The sequence below is a fragment of the Bacillus sp. NEAU-Y102 genome, assembly GCF_054788175.1.
The window spans coordinates 1-19,248 of the sequence record NZ_JBTWFK010000001.1; the positions used below are offsets into that span (position 1 = coordinate 1).

The following is a 19,248-nucleotide window of genomic DNA, read 5'->3' on the forward strand; positions in this document are numbered from 1 at the left end:
TCATCACGAATGCGACGGTAACCATAACGACCTTCATTTTCCTCATAAATCGCTTTAATCTCAGCTTTCAAATCGGCATCTACATCTGGACGATTCATTTTCTTTACTAAATCATAATACGTGCTTCGAGGAATAGTAGCTAGCTCCACGAGTGCCTTCACCGAATATTTATGCCTTAATTCATAGACTACTTGCGCTTTGTCTTGTTTTGTGATTTTTCCTTGTTTTGAACTAAGGCATTTAACTTTTTTAAGTACTCATTTTCCATCTCAAGCTGTTTAATGCGTGCTTCAAGTGCTTCGACTGACCCTTCAGCTAAATGTTGTTTTAATTGTTTATTTGAATCTTTTTTCATGGATGGACGCCCCTTTTTCTTAGATTGAAGGGCATCAATTCCTTGTGTTTCGAGCTGTTTTTTCCAAACAGAAATCGTTGAAGGGGCAGGAATATTAAAGATAGCTGCCGTCTCAAATAAGGACATACCGTTTTCAATCATAAAGTTTAGTACGTCTAGTTTAAATTGTTGTGTGTAATTTGTACATCGTTTTAGAAAAGCTTCCAGACCATTCTGTTTATATTGGTTTACCCAATTCAAAATGATTGTGTCACTTATACCGAGCGATCTACCCATTTCTCGATAACTTTCATTTCCGTTCAAATAACGTAGAACGATTTGTATTTTTTCATCAGCTGTAAATTTAGCCATAGAAAAACTGCTCTTTTTACTTTTAACATACTTTTTTTAATTTTGTTCATACCATACTTAATCCATAATACAGTTTAACTAAATTTCATTTCAAAGTTTTTAGTTTCAAAAAATCCGATACATCCCATGACCTTACTACATTATTAACTTTTGTTCGCTGTCTGCTACCCCTAGACCATTGCAAACAAAGTATAAAAATAAGAACAATATCAACGAAATCGCCGCCATAATACATCAGCACGCCCCCAATTTCTGCTTGTTCAGTAACTACACCAGCAGGCGGATGAGCATATATGTATTTTGATAATATCCCATGACCAGCTGATGCAATTATTAAAATAATTGATCGGTACATATAGCTATACCTATGGGATATTAAATCAACATAAATCATTGATGTGGTAAACAGATATCCTGCAATAAAAACGTGGAAATGTATGAACAAATGAAGAAGTATACTTTCGTGCATCATCGAGTATAAGCTAGTCGTATAGAGAATCCATAGTCCTCCTAAATTAAGCAAGGTTGCGATAATTGGATGAGTAAGAAGTTGTAGAGGCCTACTCTTTAGTATCCTTGAAAGACGTCGCGCTGTTCTCACATTGAACGTTCGTAAAAAAAGAGTCATTGGAGCGGCTAATGCTATAAAAATTGGAGCAAGCATCCCAAGGAGTAAATGCACAAGCATATGCACTGTGAAATCATTATGAGCACGATGAGCTAAGGGCCCAACAACTGCTATTGCCACACAAATAAGTCCTAAAATCCAGAAGACACTTCGATATAACGACCATCGTTTGTAATGGCGATTTGATAAAATCGTGGCTACTATATAAATTATTAACATAATTAAAATGAATACGAATACTAAAATATCCAGTACATTCCATATTTCATGATGAAGATGGTTATTATTCATTTAAGCTTTTACCTCTCAATAATCTTTCATCAGTTCTTGTCTGAAAAACTAGCAGAATGCCAATTAAGAGCATTACAGTCGCAATTATATTCCATATTACGTCGTAGATAAGAACATTATCTACGTATCGAATCTGATGTATTTTCATTAGTTTGTGTTGAATTATACCGTCATATAATTGAAATCCACCACTACCAAGCATTAATCCGCTCCACCATCTTTTCAACCAAAATGCATTTCTACGGCGAAGATCAGCAACCATAAACAAGGAACCAATCGTTGCAAACCAACTAAAAGCATGAAAAAGACCATCTGAAATGAGTCCAATATCTGTTGTAGATTTATCATAGAAATGGTGCCAATGTAGCAGTTGATGAAAAATAGTTTCATCTATAAAAGCTACTAACCCTAGCCCAAACAAGATACCTGACCATAGATTACGGGTCAAATAAACAGAAGAGGTTAAATAGCTTGTATTATCGGTTTTGGTAACCATTAAATCCTATCCTTTCCACTAATGTATATTCTTATTTTTCCCAAAAGAAAAACGTGCTAAACATACTTAGTACCAAAGGAAAATAACATTCAATTAGATGTATCATATAAATACTTATTCTCAAGCGTATTTAATATTTTATTAAAACTCACTAAAAAAGCTTTAAGTGGTTCACCATTCTAAAATAGAGCTAGTATAATTTCTTTAACATTTTAGAATCAATCTATCTTTTTAGCATTTAATCAATTTATTAACAATGGAAATTACCATATAGTCTTAACTATTTGATCCTCTATAAATAAACTATAGTTTTTCTCTAATGATAATTTCCAAATCTTCATTTTAATATTGCATTTGTATTGCCTTTTGCACATTTTGAACATCATTTTTTAATAGTTGCTTTAAATCATAAGCTGGATAGTAACCACGCTCATACATAAAGTTAAAAACCTGTGCATGTAATTGTATAGCATCATTTATTTGACGGGTTAAAACTTCTCTAAGTCGCGGCGTTGCAGTTTCGGTAATCGCTATTGCATAGTTTCGAACAGATGTCTTTGCTAATCCAAGTAAATCTCCAGCGTAAAATCCAGTGTCATCACGATGCTGCGATTGAAATCCAGGAGCATAAGGATAAAATTGTACTAACTCTTGTAGATTGTTTTGGATGGCATTTATAGCTTTAATATATAACGATTGAAGTGCTTGATTAGGTACATTCCTAACTGATTTTTTTAATTTGATTAAACCGTTTGCTTGAAATGCTACTAATTCATGTAACTCCAATGTTTCATGCCAAGCTAGCTGATTAGGATAAGACATAGACGTTCCCCCTTAATATTCATTCATGCTACACTATGCAAAAAAATTCAAAAAGGGCCTATACTACATGAATTCATTTCAATCTAATTCATGATTGCTTATTATCCTTCTATGTTAATCACAATAAAGTATCCTTAATTCCTCTTCCCTACTTTTTTATATCCTTAATTTTGATTTTCAAAATGACTTCTTCGCCTTTACAATCTATAAATTTAATTTTTTCTTCCTTAAAAATCCCCATCATAATACATCCCTTCTTGTTTCGTTATAAACCATATTAGTTAGAAAATATAAATTTGAACATTGTACCTACATATTCCTTATATATTTTTCAAATTTTATAGCTACTTAAATTTATACGTTATTAAAGATCAACTATTAAAGTAACTACATTGAAGGGGATTCTTCATTAAATCATTTTATTTTTATAGATTAAAAAACAATTATTCTAGTCGTGTTAGTCACCTATTCTTAAATAATTAATAGGTTATATATTATGACTTAGGAGGGATAAAAAGATGACTATGCTTTATAATAAAGACTCTTTACAAAAAAATATTATTACCCTTCCACATTGGCAACGAGAAGCTTTCCGTTCTTTTAAATTAAAAATGACAGATAAAGATAAACCTTTCCCTTGTATACCAGCTCAACACGGCTTTACAGCAAATCACCTCAGGTACGGATTTATTGGTGATCCTAGAGATACGAATACTAGCGAGGATTTTGCTGCATTACTTAAAGAATATACTGAATGTTCTAGAGACACAGGTCAATACGCCTCACTCATTGTTTTTATTCATACACCAACAGATTTAAAGCAAGAAACTACCGTTGAGGATTTTGAACATATTTATTGGTCTCTACTTAATACAACTAGCCGTTTGGACGAGATGGAATGGCCTATGCACATTCCAAATGATCCTATGGAAAACACTTGGGAATTTTGCTTTCATAATGAATCATATTTTGTTTACTGCGCTACACCTGCCCATGTCAATAGACAAAGTAGACATTTTTCATGTATGATGCTTGCTTTAACTCCTAGGTGGGTTTTACAGGGAATTATGAATTCTGAGAAACGCAGTAGAAAACTAAAAAACTTAATACGTCAACGTCTAGCCGCTTATGACAAAGCTCCTATTCACCCTTCTCTTAAAGATTATGGTGAAAAAGATAATTATGAATGGCAACAATATTTTTTACGTGATGATGAAACAATTCCATCCAAGTGTCCCTTTTCTCGAATAATAAAATACTTGCATAAAAATAAGTAACCCACTCCACTTTTTATTATTTAGTTGTACAAACTTTAACCACTGAATAGATTTAATATAGATCAAATTTAGTGGGAGGAGCATATCATACGTGGGCATATTTTTAAGCTATGTTTTCTTAGGTTTATCATTATCTGCTCCAATGGGGCCTATTAATGCTGCACAGTTAGAAAAAGGTATTAGGAGTGGGTTTTTTCACGCTTGGATTCTTGGCATAGGAGCCTTACTTGCAGATGTCATCTACATGGTACTTATTTATTTAGGTGTCATTCATTTCCTCGAAAAAGATATTATAAAACTTTTCTTATGGTCTTTCGGCGCTTTTGTTTTAATCTATACAGGTATCGAAAGTTTAAAAAATGCAAATCAAATTAGCATTAGTAATACGAGAAATGATGATTCAGTTATTAAAAGCTTTTTTTCTGGTTTTTTTATGTCCTTATCTAATCCATTAACAATTCTATTTTGGCTTGGAATTTTCGGCTCTATATTAGCAAAAGCCGCTTCTTCCTATAATAAAGAGCAGCTTTTGTTATATAGTTTCGGGATTATTTTAGGCATTTTTATTTGGGATATTACGATGGCAAGTACATCTAGTATATTTCGTAAAATTTTGAATGCACGTATATTGTCTCTTATAACAGTAGTATCTGGAATATCACTTATTATTTATGGATTATATTTTGGTTTTCAAACTTACCAAATCATTTTTCAATAACTTCTATTATTTAGTTCTGACATACTATTCATGGTGTGAAAAGAAAGATACTTCATATAGCTGGATTCCTTTTTCGTGAGACAAAATGAACAATTATAGTAACAATAATAACTATTCCTAAAAACAACAAGCTCACTAAGAAACCAAAACGCGTTGTTTTTTGTAATAGTGTTCCACTAACAGCTAGTGCAATCATAATAAGACCAATAATACTTTTTATCTGCATCCACCCTTTTGGATTCATTAGTCTCCAAAAGGAAAGAAGGATTAAACTCCATGTATATAACAACATTAATCCAGCTGCAGTTGTTACATATTCATATATATTTTTTGGTAGTAATAAAGCACTAAGGATAGAAGCACCAAGCCCCATTATAATAAGAATTAAAGCTGGAAACGAGATATTTTTCTTGTTTTTTTTCGCAAACATCGCAGGTGCATCACCTTCTTCAGCTAAGTTCATTAATACACTTGTCACTGCAAATAATGAACCAACTAACGTTGAAAAACCCGCTAAAATTAATACTACATTTAAAATAAATGGCACATACGGCAAATTATAGTCTTGTAATGCTATTACAAAAGGACTTTCTTTCGTATTAAACTGATTTAACGGAACCATCATAATTGCCAACCCTAAAGAGACTACGTAAATAATCGTTAAAATCATTAACATTACTCTCCCTGATTTTTGTGCATCTTTAGGGTCTTTCAGTCTTATTGTCATTAACCCCATAATTTCGATTCCTCCAAATGCATAAAATGCATAAATCAGAGAGGACCAAGTGCCTTTTAATCCATTTGGGAACCAATCTTTAAAATTCCGTGGAATTTGCGCCTTATATAAACCACCCTTTATAAATCCTAAAATAACCAAAATAGCAATCACAATGAACCCTATAATAGCCGCGATTTTTATAATAGCCATCCATTTTTCTAAACGTTCGAATATTTTTACCCCTATAAAAATAATTAATATAGCCGCTACTCCATATACAGCAGCAAATATCCATAGTGGTATTTTAGGGAACCAGTAACGTGAAAAGATTCCTAACGCACTTAACTGGCTGCCCATAATAAGCAACTCCGAACACCAATATGTCCATCCGTGACTAAAACCCGCCCAATTTCCAAAAGCTTTTCTTGAATAAATGCGAAACGATCCTTTTTGCGGATCTTCCACAGCCATTTTTGCCAATGCTTCAAATACAATATATGTAGTGAATCCAGTTAAAATCAAAATAAGAATAATTGAAGATCCACCTATTTTAATCCCTATACTGGATCCTAAAAAAAAGCCCGTTCCTATCGTACAACCAATTCCAATAAGTGAGAGTTGCCACCATTTTAAATCTTTTTTTTCTTTCGTTTCGTTCTTAACATCATGACAGGTCATATTACGATTCTCCTTTATTCATTTTGAGAATGTCCCTCATGATTACTTAAGTACTTTTCAGCAAGCTTTTCAACAACATCAACGACATCATGTGCCTTTATTTTATGGTTTGCTACTCTCTCACTTCCTACAGAAATCTCAACTGTAAATAACGCTTCATATTTCATTTTTTCTGCCCCTTTCGCATCAAATATAACCTCTTATCTTTTATCCTTTTATTTCACAAAAATTCATTATGTATTTAAAACCTCGAGAGTCTAAAAGTTAAACAAATAAAAATGTATGAGAAAGGAGAGACGGCATGCCTCTCCTTTATATCTATTTCATATATAAAATTAACGAGTAACGCCACCGCCAAGTTGTTGCTCAGCTAGTGATACAAGACGTTTCGTAATTTCACCACCAACAGATCCGTTTGCACGAGCTGTTGCATCTGCTCCAAGTTGTACACCAAATTCTTGAGCAATTTCATATTTCATTTGATCAAGAGCTTGTTCAGCGCCACGTACTAATAATTGATTGCTACTTCCACTGTTATTGTTTGACATGTTCATTCACCTCCTTCTTTCTTTAATATGTTAAATTACATGCTAAAATATATAGCTAATTAATTGGTAATTACGACCGTGAATTCAAAGGTATAATTGATGCCCTTTAAGCCCAACATAATAGTGTATAGGAGAACGAAATACAATATACGTGCCATGGGATATTATAAATAGGCCTCCATCAGAAAATGAAACGGGTTACGCTATATAAAAGCATAACCCGTTTCTAATGAAATATTTTATTCCATATACGTTTAAACAATGGAGGAAAATGATGAAACATATTGTTGCTTTATTAATTAAATACACAGCGATAACTGCAGTATTACTTATCGTACTCAGTATCTTTCAAGGCATTTCCATTCCTAGAGTATTACTCATTTCTCTTTTCTTAACAGGAGCTGCCTATTTAATCGGCGATCTCTTCATTTTACCTAAATACGGAAATACGATTGCTACAATGGCAGATTTCGGCTTAAGCTTCTTCGGAATTTGGCTTTTAACATACTTGTTTACTAATTTAGATGCTACTCGTAATATTGGACTTTCTTCATTCTTAGCCGCTTTAATTATTGGCGGAATAGAGGTTTTCTTCCACATTTATATGAAGAGGTTAGTACTGCGTAACGACGATGAATTAAGAAATCACAATCATATTCATCATGATAAATATGCTATGGAAATGTCAGATGAATATATGGATTCTTCTACAATAAATAAATCTAAAGTTGAGGATACATCTAAAAAATAAAAAAGTGGCCAATGCCACTTTTTTATTTTTGTTTATTAAGCTTGATCAGAGTTTTTCACATGTAATGGAGGTGGAACTACCCACCCTTTTTTCTTACTTAAACGCAGTAACGTTACACCTGCTTGCGCTTTTTTCATATGAAATTGTCCAAATAGCATTCCGACATCTTCTCGAAGACATTTTCCCATCACTTGACTACATGTCACAAGTCCAGCTGCTAATCCTGTAGAAACCGCTGCTGCAATTTCTGCATCATTAATACGTGCTCCAGGAGGAATGTCTTCAATAGATGCAACTGGTCGTTCTGGCGGAGCTGGCGGTAAAGCTACGCCATTAACTTTTAAAAGAGTTTTTAACTCTTCTATTTCTGAATTCATATCATTTTCAATTAAGCTTTCTAAAAACTTCTTCAAATCTTCGTCACCTGTATGATTCATAAATACTTGATGGCTTGCGATTCCACCTTGTGCGGCTAGAAGATAACTCCAAATATCAAATACTTCTCCGTAATGTAACGGTTCATTTTGAGGGTTTCCACTTAAAATACCCATTTTTAAATTCCTCCCTTTCGAAAATATCATAATCAATATTGATTTCAATATTGAAATCAAATTTTTAAGTATGCTTTTTCCTGCAAAAGCTTTTCTACTATGCATGGAAAACACCTTTCCAACACTGCGTGTTTATTGTTTAGGAAAGTCGTTTACAAATTAAATACCCAAAGATTATGAAAGAAGATTATCAATAATCTTTGAGTGAGAATCCATTTACTATAAGGGTTTTTATTTTTATACATATACAAAAGAAATTGATTTACATATTCGCTATATTTTATACGAATTCTCTTAGCGGTTAGCTCTACCACCAAGTTGTTGTTCAGCCATTGCAACTAAACGTTTTGTAATTTCACCACCAACAGATCCGTTTGAACGAGCTGTTGTATCTGCACCAAGTTGTACACCAAACTCTTGTGCAATTTCATATTTCATTTGATCAAGAGCCTGTTCAGCACCTCGAACTAATAATTCATTACGATTTCCACTATTATTGTTTGCCATATTATTTCACCTCCGATGTTTTTAATATGCGACAAATTATGAAATAATAATTATCCTTTTTATGGAAATTAGATTATGAATAATTATTGAGTTTCTTCTTAAAATAGGGCAAAAGATATAAGAAAGAAGAGTTGCTATAACATACTTTCATAACAACACTATGTACAGGTTTCTCTTTACTAAAAATTTATATTTTATCAAGAGATACATATAAAGTGAAATTTTAATCAGTGGGGTTTTGTTCATCCCCGGGTGATTATCAGCCCTCATCAATCGGGCTTTTACGGGCAGCCGGCAAATAGCGAGATAAATTATGAAAAATGATTCCTAAGGAGATATGAGATGAAAGCTGTAACCTATCAAGGACCAAACCAAGTACAAGTTAAACAGGTTGATGATGCAAAGTTAGAGAAAAAAGATGATATTATTGTAAAAATTACTTCAACTGCTATTTGCGGTTCTGATTTACATTTATATCAGGGCAACATGCCTTTACCTCCAGGTTACATTATTGGTCATGAGCCAATGGGCATTGTTGAAGAAGTTGGTCCAGATGTTACTAAAGTGAAAAAAGGAGATCGTGTTGTCATCCCCTTCAACGTTTCTTGTGGACATTGTTTTTATTGCCAACATGAAATGGAAAGCCAATGTGATAACTCCAATCCTCATTATGATTCTGGTGGATACTTTGGTTATACAGAGAAATTTGGTAACCATCCAGGTGGACAAGCAGAATATTTAAAAGTTCCTTTTGGAAATTTCACTCCATTTGTTATACCAGAATCATGCGAACTTGAAGATGAATCTTTACTGTTTTTATCCGATGTTTTGCCAACAGCCTATTGGAGTGTAATAAACGCTGGTGTTAAGCCAGGTGATACTGTTATCGTCCTTGGTTGCGGGCCTGTTGGATTAATGACACAAAAATTTGCTTGGATGCAAGGTGCTAAGCGTGTAATCGCAGTCGATTACTTAGATTATCGTATAAATTATGCAAAAAAGATTAACAATGTTGAGGTATTTGAGTTTACAAAATTCCCCGATATGGGAGAACATTTAAAGGAAATCACACATGGCGGTGCCGATGTAGTCATTGATTGCGTGGGCATGGATGGAAAAAAATCGCCACTAGAATTTCTAGAACAAAAATTAAAATTACAAGGCGGAACTCTCGGCCCTATTCAAATCGCTACGAAAGCCGTAAGAAAATATGGAACGGTTCAAATGACTGGCGTTTATGGTGGCAATTATAATGCATTTCCACTCGGAGCATTTTGGGTTAGAAATATTAACCTTAAAATGGGACAAGCACCTGTTATTCATTTTATGCCGGAACTATTTGAAAAAATAATAAACAAAGAATTCGATCCAAAAGAGATTATTACACACAAAATCCCCCTTGAAGAAGCGAGCTATGGTTATCAAATTTTTAATAATCGTGAAGATGATTGTATAAAAGTCATTTTAAAACCTTGAAGATACAATTTATTATTCTTAATAAAAAGATAAGATTACACTCCGTAATCTTATCTTTTTTATTAAATTGTAAGTAGCTATTCCCCCATTTTCATCTCATATCGAAAATAGTTATTTCCAAAAGAATTTGCATTTTGAGATCATGATTTATTGGTAAAAAAATGAATTTGAGTATTAAGTAACCAATTAGCGGACACGATAACAATGTTAACTAACTTAAAAGAGGTGTACTTCATGTTTTATTATAAAGAAGAACTGATTAATATTATCAAGCCGGACAAGCCAGATCCAGCTGCCGCAAAAGTTTTACAAGAAATATTAGGTGGGCATTATGGCGAAATGCGTACAATGATGCAATACTTCTTCCAAAGCTCAAATTTTAGAGGTAAAGAGAAGCAATATCGCGATTTACTTCGAGGTGTTTTTTTAGAGGAAATAAGCCATGTAGAACTTGTACAAAATACAATTAATCAGCTACTAACTGGATCTGGTGAACCTACGCCAGGAAATGCTGGTATTGACAACGCACCGCTTGATGAAGCGGTTAAACATGCAAACCCTCACCACTTTATTGTAGGTGCTCAAAGTTCATTACCTGTTGATGCAGCTGGAAATCCGTGGAATGGATCTTGGGTATATAGTCATGGAAACTTAATTAGCGATTTACTAGATAATGTCGTACTTGAATCTACAGGCGTACTTCAAAAGACTAGAATTTATGAAATGAGTTCTAATCAAACATTTAGAGAAACTCTTGCATTTTTAATTGTACGTGATAATGCACATCAAAATGCTTTCGCAAAAGCTTTAGAGACATTGGGTGTTGAATGGGGAAAACTCTTCCCTGTGCCGAACTATGATATTAATAAATACCCAGAGTGCAGAAAGTATGTAGACATGGGATTCCATAACGCACAATTTAATTTTAGCTTAGATCCAACAAGAATGGGAGAAATATTCCAAGGTGAATCACCAAGTAGAAACAAAGGAACATTAGCAGTAACTGACCCGCCAAAAGGTTTTCCTGTACCAGAACTTCCTGAAATGCCAAATGAGCATAGTCCTGGATTAAAAGATATGGGTCTTTAAGATCATTATGGCCAACTATTGATTCATGGTTGGTCATAGTTATTTATAAAGATTCATGTAAACTTGTTGTTAACATGATAGGATGTTTTAATAAATCCTCTTTATTTAAAAGTGATGTTGATTATATTGCTGCTCCTCTTAATTTTGTTTCTATGAACCATTAAACGCCACTGTATACTTACTTATAATCTCCCTACCTCTATTCACGTATAACATCCTTATATTGTAAACAAAGAGGAGGGACTTCTCCCCCCTCTTCTTTTAATTTTTCTTTAAAAGAGTTGCTCCTGCAATCCCTGGGTGTGTCATTTCGAATGGATCTAGAATTAATTCTAAGTCTTCTTGTGACAGTACACCATTTTTCACACAAAGTTCTCGAACGGATTGCCCTGTCGCGATTGCTTCTTTCGCAACGCGAGCTGCTGCTTCATAACCGATATGAGGGTTCACGGCTGTAATAATTCCTACACTTTTCTCAACATACTCTTTTAAGCGATCTTCATTCGCTTCAATTCCTTTTAAGCAATTATCTGTAAAGGCACGGAAACCGTTATTCATAATGCTAATCGATTGCAGTAAGTTGAAAACAAGTACTGGTTCCATAACGTTTAATTCTAATTGTCCTGCTTCTGAAGCAAGGCAAATTGTATGGTCATTACCAATTACTTGGAACGCAATTTGATTAATTACTTCTGGCATAACAGGGTTTACTTTCCCTGGCATAATAGAAGAACCTGGTTGGCGAGCTGGTAACATAATTTCAGCTAAACCAACACGAGGACCTGATGCCATTAAGCGAAGGTCATTCGCAATTTTAGACATATTCATCATACATACTTTCAGTGCTGCTGATACTTCTGTGTATGCATCCGTATTTTGCGTTGCATCTACTAAGTCTTCTGCACCAACAAGTGGCAGTTCACTAATTGTAGCTAAATGTTTTACAACTGCTTCAATATATTCTGGATCTGCATTTAAGCCTGTACCAACTGCAGTTGCCCCCATATTTACTTCATATAAGTGTTGACGCGATTGTTGAATACGTTTCATATCACGTTCAAGTACGCGAGAATATGCTTTAAATTCTTGTCCAAGACGAATTGGCACAGCGTCTTGTAAATGTGTACGACCCATTTTAATAACATGATCGAACTGCTCTGCTTTTAATTCAAATACATCGTGCATATAACCCATCGTTTGTAATAAGCCTTCTAATGCATTTAATGTTGCAATATGAATCGCCGTTGGGAATGCATCGTTTGTTGATTGCGCCATGTTTACATGACTATTTGGACTAATATAATGATAGTCTCCCTTTTCCATTCCTAATAATTCAAGAGCACGATTGGCCATGACTTCATTTGCATTCATATTCATTGAAGTACCTGCTCCGCCTTGGATTGGATCTACGATGAAATGATCATGCCATTTTCCATCAAGAATTTCTTGAGCAGCTTCTGCGATGGCACCGCCCTTGTTTAATTCCAATCTTCCTACATCTGTATTGGCAAGCGCTGCAGCTTTTTTTACAACTGCGAACGCTTTAATTAAACTTTCATGAATTTTATACCCTGTAATCGGGAAATTTTCAACAGCGCGTAAAGTTTGAATTCCGTAATATGCCTCAATAGGTAATTCCTTTCCTCCCAAAAAATCATTCTCCACTCGCACGTTCTTGTTTGTCATTGCCATTTTAATTTCTCCCCCATATTAAATGTAAAACCTAAATAAATCATATGAAGTCATTACCAATCCTTATCAGATTTTATTGTTAAATCGTAGGCTAAAGGCTCTTCAATAATTTTTTTAATCTCTTCTAATTTATTAGTTTTCCCAAGCGCCCACATCAATTTTGCTATGATGGCTTCCGTATTCATATCTCCAGATAATATTACTTGATGTTGTGCCACTTTCCGTCCTACTTCATAGAGAAGTATGTCTTCTCCTTCTTCCAGGCATTGAGTAGTAATCACTACAGCAATCCCCATTTCAGTCAACTCTTGAATTTTCGAAAGCAAGTTCCTTCCTTCAAAAGGTAATCCACCGTTACCAAAACTTTCAATAATAATCCCTTTGTACAAATCTTTTAAACAATCAAATATCTCTGGTTTTGTACCTGGATACAATTTCATAAGAAAAACATCCGTACATAAATTAGTATTTATTGAAAGTTCATTATGGGAGGACTTTGGCTTCCAATGATATTTCAGTTCATCTTCATTTACCTCAGCAACATATGGATAATTCACACTTTCAAATGCATCATAACTTTTTGTTCGCATTTTAACTGCTCTCGTCCCAATAATCACCCTACTATCAAAAACAATAAACACACCGCCAACATCCTCACAGGCAAATCTAAGAGCATCAGCTACATTTTTCTTTGCGTCTGTCTTTTTAAAACTAATAGGTACTTGTGAACCTGTTAAAACAACTGGTTTTCTTAAACCTTGAAGCATATAAGATAACGCGGAAGATGTATAAGCTAACGTATCCGTTCCATGTGTAATCACAAACCCGTCATAGTCATCATAGTGATTAAAAACAGCATTAGCTATTTCTTTCCAGTGCTCAGGTTGCATATTGGTACTATCAATATTCATTAAGATTTTGCAATCTATTTCTAAGTTTCGAGAAGACTTCGAAAAATAATTCAATAATTCCTCAGCGGACAATCCTGGAACAAGCCCCTCATTCCCCTCCACAGATGCAATTGTCCCACCAGTTGCAAGTAATAAAATTTTCTTCATACACAACCCCTCCATAAAATAAACAACGATATATCGTTCGCGTAATGCGTATTTATATTTATCATTATAGAACTTAATTTGAATTAATCAAGATTTTGTATTCAATACGCGTACTTTTTTTCTATTCTTGATTCTTTTTCTATGTTATAATTAATTTAATAAAATTAGATGGGGTATGAGACGAATGCTGGAACGTTTATCTAAATTAAGAAAAAATCAAAAATGGTCCTTACAAGAGACAGCAGATCGACTTGGGATTGCGAAAAGCACCTATGCCGGGTATGAAAATGGTTATAGATTACCTTCATTACAATCTTTATCAAAAATAGCCGATTTATTTGATACATCTGTAGATTATATATTAGGTCGAATTGAACATTCACATCAAAACAAAGATGTAATTGATATTACAAGACTCCTAAACGATCCAGATCCAACACTTTTAATAGATGGAGAAGCACTGTCAACAGAAGAGATAATAGATTTTATTGCTTTTGTGAGAAGTAAACGAGAACTAAGTTCCAAGAGAATAGAAAATATTGAACCAACATGTAAAAGTTGATTCAATAAAAAACGAAGACACTGTACTCTTTAAACTTAGAAATACTTAGACAATTAATTTGCAAACGGTTTATATAATGAATTCTTAGCAGCTGGCCTCATTCGGGGACTTATACTTGGAAATAATCCCATTGGTTATATGATTCAATTATTTTTCATCATTTGTGTAGTGGTAGCAGCTATTTTCGGAGGTTTCACATCCAATAAATCAATTATCATGAAACAAGGATTTCTCGCTATTTTAGCGTTGCTTGCCCTTTTATCTGTCATATAGAACTAAAGCTTTTCAATAAAGGAACTCACTTTTGAAGAATACGCCATTCTTTCTGTAGATTTATAAGAAAGAATGGCGTTTTTGTATGTCTATTTCTGTATCGAAAGAATTTGAAAGTATAACAGAATTCAAACAAGAATTAGCAAAGTAGATAAAGTAGATAAAGTACTATAATCATGAAAGAATCAAGGAAAAATAAAAGGAAATGAATCCAGTATTGTACTAGGCTCATTCCCTAGAGACTACTTAATAAACCGACCTTTCTAACTTTCGGGGGCACAGTCTAGTTGAAGTGCTACAACTACTTTAAAGTTAAGTGTTTAACCTTGAAGTACTTAATTCTTTTTTCCAGACAAAGCATACATTATATCTTGATGCTTTATTGTCCTCTTATAATTATGTGGTATCGGGAATTTGTTTCGGTGTTCTTTTATTATAATTATGATTACTATAAGTGATAAAGCTACAGGTATAAAAACGATTAACAAAGCATCTTAATGTTTATGAAATTCTTTGTTAATCGTTTCTCTTCTCCCTAATCTCCTGCGAGACTATATTTTTTCATTAAAATTCCCCATATCTTATTTGATTTATTCTGTAACACCAGATTGGGTTACTTTTACATCAGCTGTTACACGAAAACGTAAATGTTTATAGGATTCTTCCCATTCTTGACTGTTCCATTTTCTTACGTGAGTTCTACCAAGCTTTCTAAGTCCTATAGGATCTGTGTCTTTTTTAATAAATCTCTTTATCAATGTAGTTGCTTTTTTCTCTATTTCTTTTTCCATAATTTTTTCTAATTTTTTTATTTCTTTAGGATTATCTAGATTTTTTGTTTTTGTAAATTCTTGAATTTCAGCTTTAACTTGAATATGAGCATTTACGAATGGATGCTTACTATTCCCCTCCATCTTATATTTTGTTCTAGCTTTTATATTCTCTATCGTGGCGTAAGTATTTGGGGAACCAGGTAGTTTGAATTGGTATGTACCTTGTTTAAAATTATCTGTCAACAATTTAAATACAAATAAATCTTTAGGGTTTACTTTATCAACCATTTTACATCTTTTAAAAAGTGCTATTCCATCTAACTCCAACACATTACCTTTTTTAGATATTATCGGTAAATATGAATCTCTCGCATCATCATTAAGTTGGTTTAAAAACATAAAAAAATTTGTTTTTGGCTGCGTTCCATTATCCATATTTTGCTCCAGTAAAGAGGATAGATAGGAAGCAATTTCTTTTTCTTCAGAATAGTTCCCCTTTAATAGTGATTCCCCTTTTACATTTGTAATTGCTAAATAAATTGCATTTCCTACACTAGGATTTCGATTCAAAGTCTCTAAAATTTCCTGCATTCCCTTTTCAATTATTTTTTCATTAAATATAATAACACGCAATTGCCCCAACTCTAGAGGTCCAGAAGATTTTTCGGATGCTCTTGCAAGAACTTCTCTACCAGTCTGGCCTGATGCTGAATAGATTTTCGTTTCACCTTCCCCGCCTCCTTTATAAGCTGAAATCGCAAAGGTTCCTTTTAGCTTACCTTTTGCTTCGGTATCATATGCCGCAACTTGAACTAAGTCAATGTCATCCACAATTTTCGTTTTAGCACAACCTATTAAGAAGACACTTACTATAAGGAAAAGTATCCATCGCTTCATGTTTATCTCCTTAACTTTATTTTGGCGGTTTGAATTAGCCATAGTACAGGTAGGTATACATATATATATATAAAGCCCATTTGACCTGTCCAAGTATTTAATAAGTTAATTTTATTACGGTTATTCAAGAAAAATGATAAAACAAAGATGAATAGGATGATAACTGGCAAAACATATTTTTGCTTTATTCCCAGTGCCTCTTTTATACCACGACTTACTCCCCATAATGTAAAGGAAACATTGGGTAATATAAAAAAAGCCCAAACAGAAACAATAATGTATTCAAACCGCTCTATAAAGGGAAATTGTATAATTTTAATCATGCTTAAATATGCCCATATCGCACTCGCTAGTTGTTTTTCACTAAAAAATGCAAGAGTTAAAATCATAAGGTATGTGTAGACAATAGTCGTTACTAAATTTGCATAGTGCGCATATTTTTGAGACGTTTTTGCCTTTTTAATAAATGGGTAGTACAGCAATAACATTTCAAATCCAAAAAAACTAAACATATTTCCTTTCATTCCTTTCATAATTTCTAGGAATGAATGCTGTGCAATTGGAAATAAATTTCGGAAATCTGCATACTGCAAAGGATAAAAAAATGTGAAGATTAGAATGCTTGGGATAACGATTCCAAAGAAACCGATTCCGGCAACTACACGAAATCCTCCAGTAACAATGTAATAGCATAAACCCAAAAAAGCCCCAGCTATAACCCAAGATGAAATAGAAGGAAACATCCAAACATGTACTACTTCGATATAAGTATGTAGTGTTGTTGCACCTAACAATACAATATAGGATAAAAAAATGAAGTTGAATATTCCACCAATCCATTTTCCAAGTACGTTTTGATTGATTGCAATGATGTCTCCATTACCCTGATTTAAAATCTGATATATGATCCAAATCATAAGATTAACAGATATTCCAAAAAGTAGCGTGCTAATCCACGCATCATTTCCAACTAATTTTGCACTAATCCTTTCAAAACCAAGCATACCAACCCCCATCTGTATAGTAATAATTAAAAAAAATACCATATATGGAGAGACTTGATACTCAATTGGGATCTGTTTCATAATGCTCCTCCCTGTTAAATTCAATCATCAAAATCATTTCTTGATAGTATTTTATTTTTCTCTACCTCTTCTGGATTAAAGCGAAAACGCTGTTTAGACCTTGAAAAAATAGGACGTCGAAACATCGCTGAAATCGGCATACGTACAATACTGTCTTTCCAATCTGTAAGGCGTGTAGGATAAAAAGGAAACAAATAAGGACGTCTTAATGATTCTGTACGTAATAAACGTGCTAAAAGCAAAGAGCTTGTTAAAACAATTCCTAATAAACCCAACAGGTGTGCGGCGATTATAAAAGGAAAACGAATTACTCGAATTGTATTACCAATTCGATATATTGGTGCTGTAAATGAGCTAAGGGCTGAAAGTGCAACAATGATAATAAGTACATTACTTGTAAGACTTGCCTCTACCGATGCCTGTCCAATTACAATACCACCTACTATACCGACAGTTAGACCCACTTTAGTTGGTAAACGTGCCCCCGCTTCTCTCAGTAATTCAATCGTTATTTCTAAAAAAAGTGCTTCAATAACTGGAGGAAAAGGTACTTTACTTCTCGATATGATTAACGTTTCAAGAAGTTCTCTCGGAATTAGCTCGTAATGATATGTTAAAATTGCAACATATAATGGAGTTGTTAAGACAGAAAAAATAAAAGCAAAAAGCCTTAGCAGTCGAAAAAAGGAGGAAATAATCCAAGGCATGGTGTAATCTTCTGTCGTAGAAAAAAAGTCAATTAATGTTGTTGGAAGAGTGATAGCATAAGGCGAGCCATCTACAAAAAGTGCAATTTTCCCTTCTGCTAATACAGCTGCCACACGGTCCGGACGTTCTGTATTCAAAAATTGAGGGAATATAGAATTCGGGTTGTCTGCAATTAACTGCATCAAATAAGTACTATCCAAAACATGGTCTGTTTTTATTTGACTTACCCTTTTTATAATTTCTTGTAGATTTTGATCATTTACAATTCCCTCAATAAATACAATCGCAACAGTTGTGTTAGAGAGAGATCCTACTTTCAATTCTTTCATTTGTAAATAAGGTGTTGGAAGCTTTCTACGTACTAAATTTAAATTTACATCTAAATCTTCGACAAATGCGATTTGCGGACCCACAATATTGTATTCAATTTCGGCTTTTGTAATATCCCTTTTTTCTTTCTTTGACACATTTACTAACAAACAATTTAATTTATCTGTATCGAACTGAATCAGTATATAGCCATTTAAAATACTATCCTGAATATCTTCCATTTGATTTGTTATTTTTGAATTCTCAAAAGGTAAGACAGAGTGAATATCTTGTAACGAATCGAAGCTCTTCTCTTTTATATAAGTCAAAACCTCTTCATGAAATATATTTACATCGATTAATGTTCTAAAATATGAAATGACTATAGAGGAATTATTAGAAGCAATTTCCAACGTTATAAAATCTTTAGATTTTTTTAGTAATTTCATTAAATCCTGCAAAGATTCTATAGAGTAAACAGATATTCTTTCATGTGGTTTCAATTGATAATACCCTTCCTTTCAGAAAGAAACTATATATAGTTTTCAGGAAATTGCTATTTTTAAAATTAGGGATGGTGATATGTAAATATACTTATTGAATTAATAATAACGCCTTTGAAAATAACTTAACCA

Annotated in this window: 19 protein-coding genes and 2 pseudogenes; 7 read left to right on the forward strand and 14 right to left on the reverse strand. The window is 33.5% G+C overall.

The features are described 5' to 3' along the window. The 4 genes and pseudogenes from ACYFX0_RS00005 to cotF all read right to left on the reverse strand — a co-directional run. Nucleotides 1-706, reverse strand: a pseudogene (locus ACYFX0_RS00005) (transposase); the annotation flags it as partial. An 85-nt stretch (nucleotides 707-791) separates the two neighbouring features. Further along, the gene (locus ACYFX0_RS00010; protein ID WP_001063503.1) at nucleotides 792-1,625 is read right to left on the reverse strand and encodes a cytochrome c oxidase assembly protein; all 834 of its coding nucleotides are present in this window, start codon (nucleotides 1,623-1,625) and stop codon (nucleotides 792-794) included. Then, nucleotides 1,618-2,121, reverse strand: a complete 504-nt coding sequence (locus ACYFX0_RS00015; RefSeq protein WP_000256786.1) for a DUF2243 domain-containing protein — start codon at nucleotides 2,119-2,121, stop codon at nucleotides 1,618-1,620. The genes ACYFX0_RS00010 and ACYFX0_RS00015 overlap by 8 nt, the downstream gene beginning before the upstream one ends. 342 nt (nucleotides 2,122-2,463) lie before the next feature. Continuing rightward, nucleotides 2,464-2,943: a spore coat protein CotF gene (gene cotF / locus ACYFX0_RS00020; RefSeq protein ID WP_000121389.1), complete on the reverse strand. Its 480-nt coding sequence runs from the start codon at nucleotides 2,941-2,943 to the stop codon at nucleotides 2,464-2,466. Between the two features lie 518 nt (nucleotides 2,944-3,461). On the opposite strand from cotF, the gene ACYFX0_RS00025 reads away from it, so the two are divergent. Further along, nucleotides 3,462-4,220, forward strand: coding sequence for a YqcI/YcgG family protein (locus tag ACYFX0_RS00025; protein ID WP_000178296.1), 759 nt, complete (start codon nucleotides 3,462-3,464; stop codon nucleotides 4,218-4,220). A 91-nt stretch (nucleotides 4,221-4,311) separates the two neighbouring features. Beyond that, nucleotides 4,312-4,938 carry a LysE family transporter gene (locus ACYFX0_RS00030; protein ID WP_000510856.1) on the forward strand — a complete coding sequence of 209 codons (627 nt, stop codon included), beginning with the start codon at nucleotides 4,312-4,314 and terminating at the stop codon, nucleotides 4,936-4,938. Nucleotides 4,939-4,990: 52 nt separating this feature from the next. Here ACYFX0_RS00030 and ACYFX0_RS00035 read toward each other — a convergent pair whose 3' ends face one another. From ACYFX0_RS00035 to ACYFX0_RS00045, 3 genes are all read right to left on the reverse strand, one after another. After that, nucleotides 4,991-6,334 (reverse strand): amino acid permease, encoded by a 1,344-nt coding sequence (locus ACYFX0_RS00035; RefSeq protein ID WP_000128224.1) that lies wholly within the window; start codon nucleotides 6,332-6,334, stop codon nucleotides 4,991-4,993. Nucleotides 6,335-6,348: 14 nt separating this feature from the next. Then, nucleotides 6,349-6,501 carry a hypothetical protein gene (locus ACYFX0_RS00040; RefSeq protein WP_000872954.1) on the reverse strand — a complete coding sequence of 51 codons (153 nt, stop codon included), beginning with the start codon at nucleotides 6,499-6,501 and terminating at the stop codon, nucleotides 6,349-6,351. A gap of 168 nt (nucleotides 6,502-6,669) precedes the next feature. Continuing rightward, nucleotides 6,670-6,882 carry an alpha/beta-type small acid-soluble spore protein gene (locus ACYFX0_RS00045; protein ID WP_000069660.1) on the reverse strand — a complete coding sequence of 71 codons (213 nt, stop codon included), beginning with the start codon at nucleotides 6,880-6,882 and terminating at the stop codon, nucleotides 6,670-6,672. A gap of 274 nt (nucleotides 6,883-7,156) precedes the next feature. Here ACYFX0_RS00045 and ACYFX0_RS00050 point away from each other — a divergent pair, with 274 nt between their 5' ends. Further along, entirely contained in the window at nucleotides 7,157-7,633 is a 477-nt protein-coding gene (locus tag ACYFX0_RS00050) for a YndM family protein (protein WP_000680682.1), read from the forward strand. A 35-nt stretch (nucleotides 7,634-7,668) separates the two neighbouring features. On the opposite strand, the gene ACYFX0_RS00055 is transcribed toward ACYFX0_RS00050, so the two are convergent. Beyond that, nucleotides 7,669-8,184, reverse strand: coding sequence for a DUF3231 family protein (locus ACYFX0_RS00055; RefSeq protein WP_000512139.1), 516 nt, complete (start codon nucleotides 8,182-8,184; stop codon nucleotides 7,669-7,671). A gap of 294 nt (nucleotides 8,185-8,478) precedes the next feature. Continuing rightward, nucleotides 8,479-8,691, reverse strand: coding sequence for a small acid-soluble spore protein, SasP family (gene sasP / locus ACYFX0_RS00060; protein ID WP_000002833.1), 213 nt, complete (start codon nucleotides 8,689-8,691; stop codon nucleotides 8,479-8,481). Nucleotides 8,692-9,033: 342 nt separating this feature from the next. Between sasP and ACYFX0_RS00065 the strand changes: the two genes are divergently transcribed. Then, complete coding sequence (locus ACYFX0_RS00065) at nucleotides 9,034-10,167, forward strand: zinc-dependent alcohol dehydrogenase (protein WP_000649073.1); 1,134 nt, start codon at nucleotides 9,034-9,036, stop codon at nucleotides 10,165-10,167. 234 nt (nucleotides 10,168-10,401) lie between these two features. Beyond that, nucleotides 10,402-11,256, forward strand: coding sequence for a manganese catalase family protein (locus ACYFX0_RS00070; protein WP_346587935.1), 855 nt, complete (start codon nucleotides 10,402-10,404; stop codon nucleotides 11,254-11,256). A 261-nt stretch (nucleotides 11,257-11,517) separates the two neighbouring features. Here the strand turns inward: ACYFX0_RS00070 and aspA are convergent, their stop codons facing one another. Both aspA and ansA read right to left on the reverse strand, forming a co-directional pair. Further along, nucleotides 11,518-12,948 (reverse strand): aspartate ammonia-lyase, encoded by a 1,431-nt coding sequence (gene aspA, locus ACYFX0_RS00075; RefSeq protein WP_460269609.1) that lies wholly within the window; start codon nucleotides 12,946-12,948, stop codon nucleotides 11,518-11,520. Nucleotides 12,949-13,001: 53 nt separating this feature from the next. Continuing rightward, nucleotides 13,002-14,006 carry an asparaginase gene (gene ansA / locus ACYFX0_RS00080; RefSeq protein WP_000722293.1) on the reverse strand — a complete coding sequence of 335 codons (1,005 nt, stop codon included), beginning with the start codon at nucleotides 14,004-14,006 and terminating at the stop codon, nucleotides 13,002-13,004. 184 nt (nucleotides 14,007-14,190) lie between these two features. Between ansA and ansR the strand changes: the two genes are divergently transcribed. Together ansR and ACYFX0_RS00090 are read left to right on the forward strand one after the other, a co-directional pair. Then, nucleotides 14,191-14,568, forward strand: coding sequence for an HTH-type transcriptional regulator AnsR (ansR, locus tag ACYFX0_RS00085; RefSeq protein WP_000893569.1), 378 nt, complete (start codon nucleotides 14,191-14,193; stop codon nucleotides 14,566-14,568). Nucleotides 14,569-14,625: 57 nt separating this feature from the next. Then, nucleotides 14,626-14,841, forward strand: a pseudogene (locus ACYFX0_RS00090) (DUF1304 domain-containing protein); the annotation flags it as partial. Nucleotides 14,842-15,431: 590 nt separating this feature from the next. On the opposite strand, the gene ACYFX0_RS00095 reads toward ACYFX0_RS00090, so the two are convergent. From ACYFX0_RS00095 to ACYFX0_RS00105, 3 genes are read right to left on the reverse strand one after another with little or no spacing between them, the layout of a single operon-like run. After that, the gene (locus ACYFX0_RS00095) at nucleotides 15,432-16,511 is read right to left on the reverse strand and encodes a Ger(x)C family spore germination protein (protein ID WP_000832876.1); all 1,080 of its coding nucleotides are present in this window, start codon (nucleotides 16,509-16,511) and stop codon (nucleotides 15,432-15,434) included. 2 nt (nucleotides 16,512-16,513) lie between these two features. Further along, nucleotides 16,514-17,596: a GerAB/ArcD/ProY family transporter gene (locus ACYFX0_RS00100; protein WP_000809703.1), complete on the reverse strand. Its 1,083-nt coding sequence runs from the start codon at nucleotides 17,594-17,596 to the stop codon at nucleotides 16,514-16,516. Nucleotides 17,597-17,616: 20 nt separating this feature from the next. Further along, nucleotides 17,617-19,116, reverse strand: a complete 1,500-nt coding sequence (locus ACYFX0_RS00105) for a spore germination protein (protein WP_000802307.1) — start codon at nucleotides 19,114-19,116, stop codon at nucleotides 17,617-17,619. Nucleotides 19,117-19,248 lie beyond the last annotated feature (132 nt).

Bases quoted from the DNA above. Each gene is read 5' to 3' on its own strand.
- ACYFX0_RS00010 (WP_001063503.1), bottom strand. From the start codon at position 1,625: ATGAATAATAACCATCTTCATCATGAAATATGGAATGTACTGGATATT.
- ACYFX0_RS00015 (WP_000256786.1), bottom strand. From the start codon at position 2,121: ATGGTTACCAAAACCGATAATACAAGCTATTTAACCTCTTCTGTTTAT.
- cotF (WP_000121389.1), bottom strand. From the start codon at position 2,943: ATGTCTTATCCTAATCAGCTAGCTTGGCATGAAACATTGGAGTTACAT.
- ACYFX0_RS00025 (WP_000178296.1), top strand. From the start codon at position 3,462: ATGACTATGCTTTATAATAAAGACTCTTTACAAAAAAATATTATTACC.
- ACYFX0_RS00035 (WP_000128224.1), bottom strand. From the start codon at position 6,334: ATGACCTGTCATGATGTTAAGAACGAAACGAAAGAAAAAAAAGATTTA.
- ACYFX0_RS00040 (WP_000872954.1), bottom strand. From the start codon at position 6,501: ATGAAATATGAAGCGTTATTTACAGTTGAGATTTCTGTAGGAAGTGAG.
- ACYFX0_RS00045 (WP_000069660.1), bottom strand. From the start codon at position 6,882: ATGTCAAACAATAACAGTGGAAGTAGCAATCAATTATTAGTACGTGGC.
- ACYFX0_RS00050 (WP_000680682.1), top strand. From the start codon at position 7,157: ATGAAACATATTGTTGCTTTATTAATTAAATACACAGCGATAACTGCA.
- ACYFX0_RS00055 (WP_000512139.1), bottom strand. From the start codon at position 8,184: ATGGGTATTTTAAGTGGAAACCCTCAAAATGAACCGTTACATTACGGA.
- sasP (WP_000002833.1), bottom strand. From the start codon at position 8,691: ATGGCAAACAATAATAGTGGAAATCGTAATGAATTATTAGTTCGAGGT.
- ACYFX0_RS00065 (WP_000649073.1), top strand. From the start codon at position 9,034: ATGAAAGCTGTAACCTATCAAGGACCAAACCAAGTACAAGTTAAACAG.
- ACYFX0_RS00070 (WP_346587935.1), top strand. From the start codon at position 10,402: ATGTTTTATTATAAAGAAGAACTGATTAATATTATCAAGCCGGACAAG.
- aspA (WP_460269609.1), bottom strand. From the start codon at position 12,948: ATGGCAATGACAAACAAGAACGTGCGAGTGGAGAATGATTTTTTGGGA.
- ansA (WP_000722293.1), bottom strand. From the start codon at position 14,006: ATGAAGAAAATTTTATTACTTGCAACTGGTGGGACAATTGCATCTGTG.
- ansR (WP_000893569.1), top strand. From the start codon at position 14,191: ATGCTGGAACGTTTATCTAAATTAAGAAAAAATCAAAAATGGTCCTTA.
- ACYFX0_RS00095 (WP_000832876.1), bottom strand. From the start codon at position 16,511: ATGAAGCGATGGATACTTTTCCTTATAGTAAGTGTCTTCTTAATAGGT.
- ACYFX0_RS00100 (WP_000809703.1), bottom strand. From the start codon at position 17,596: ATGAAACAGATCCCAATTGAGTATCAAGTCTCTCCATATATGGTATTT.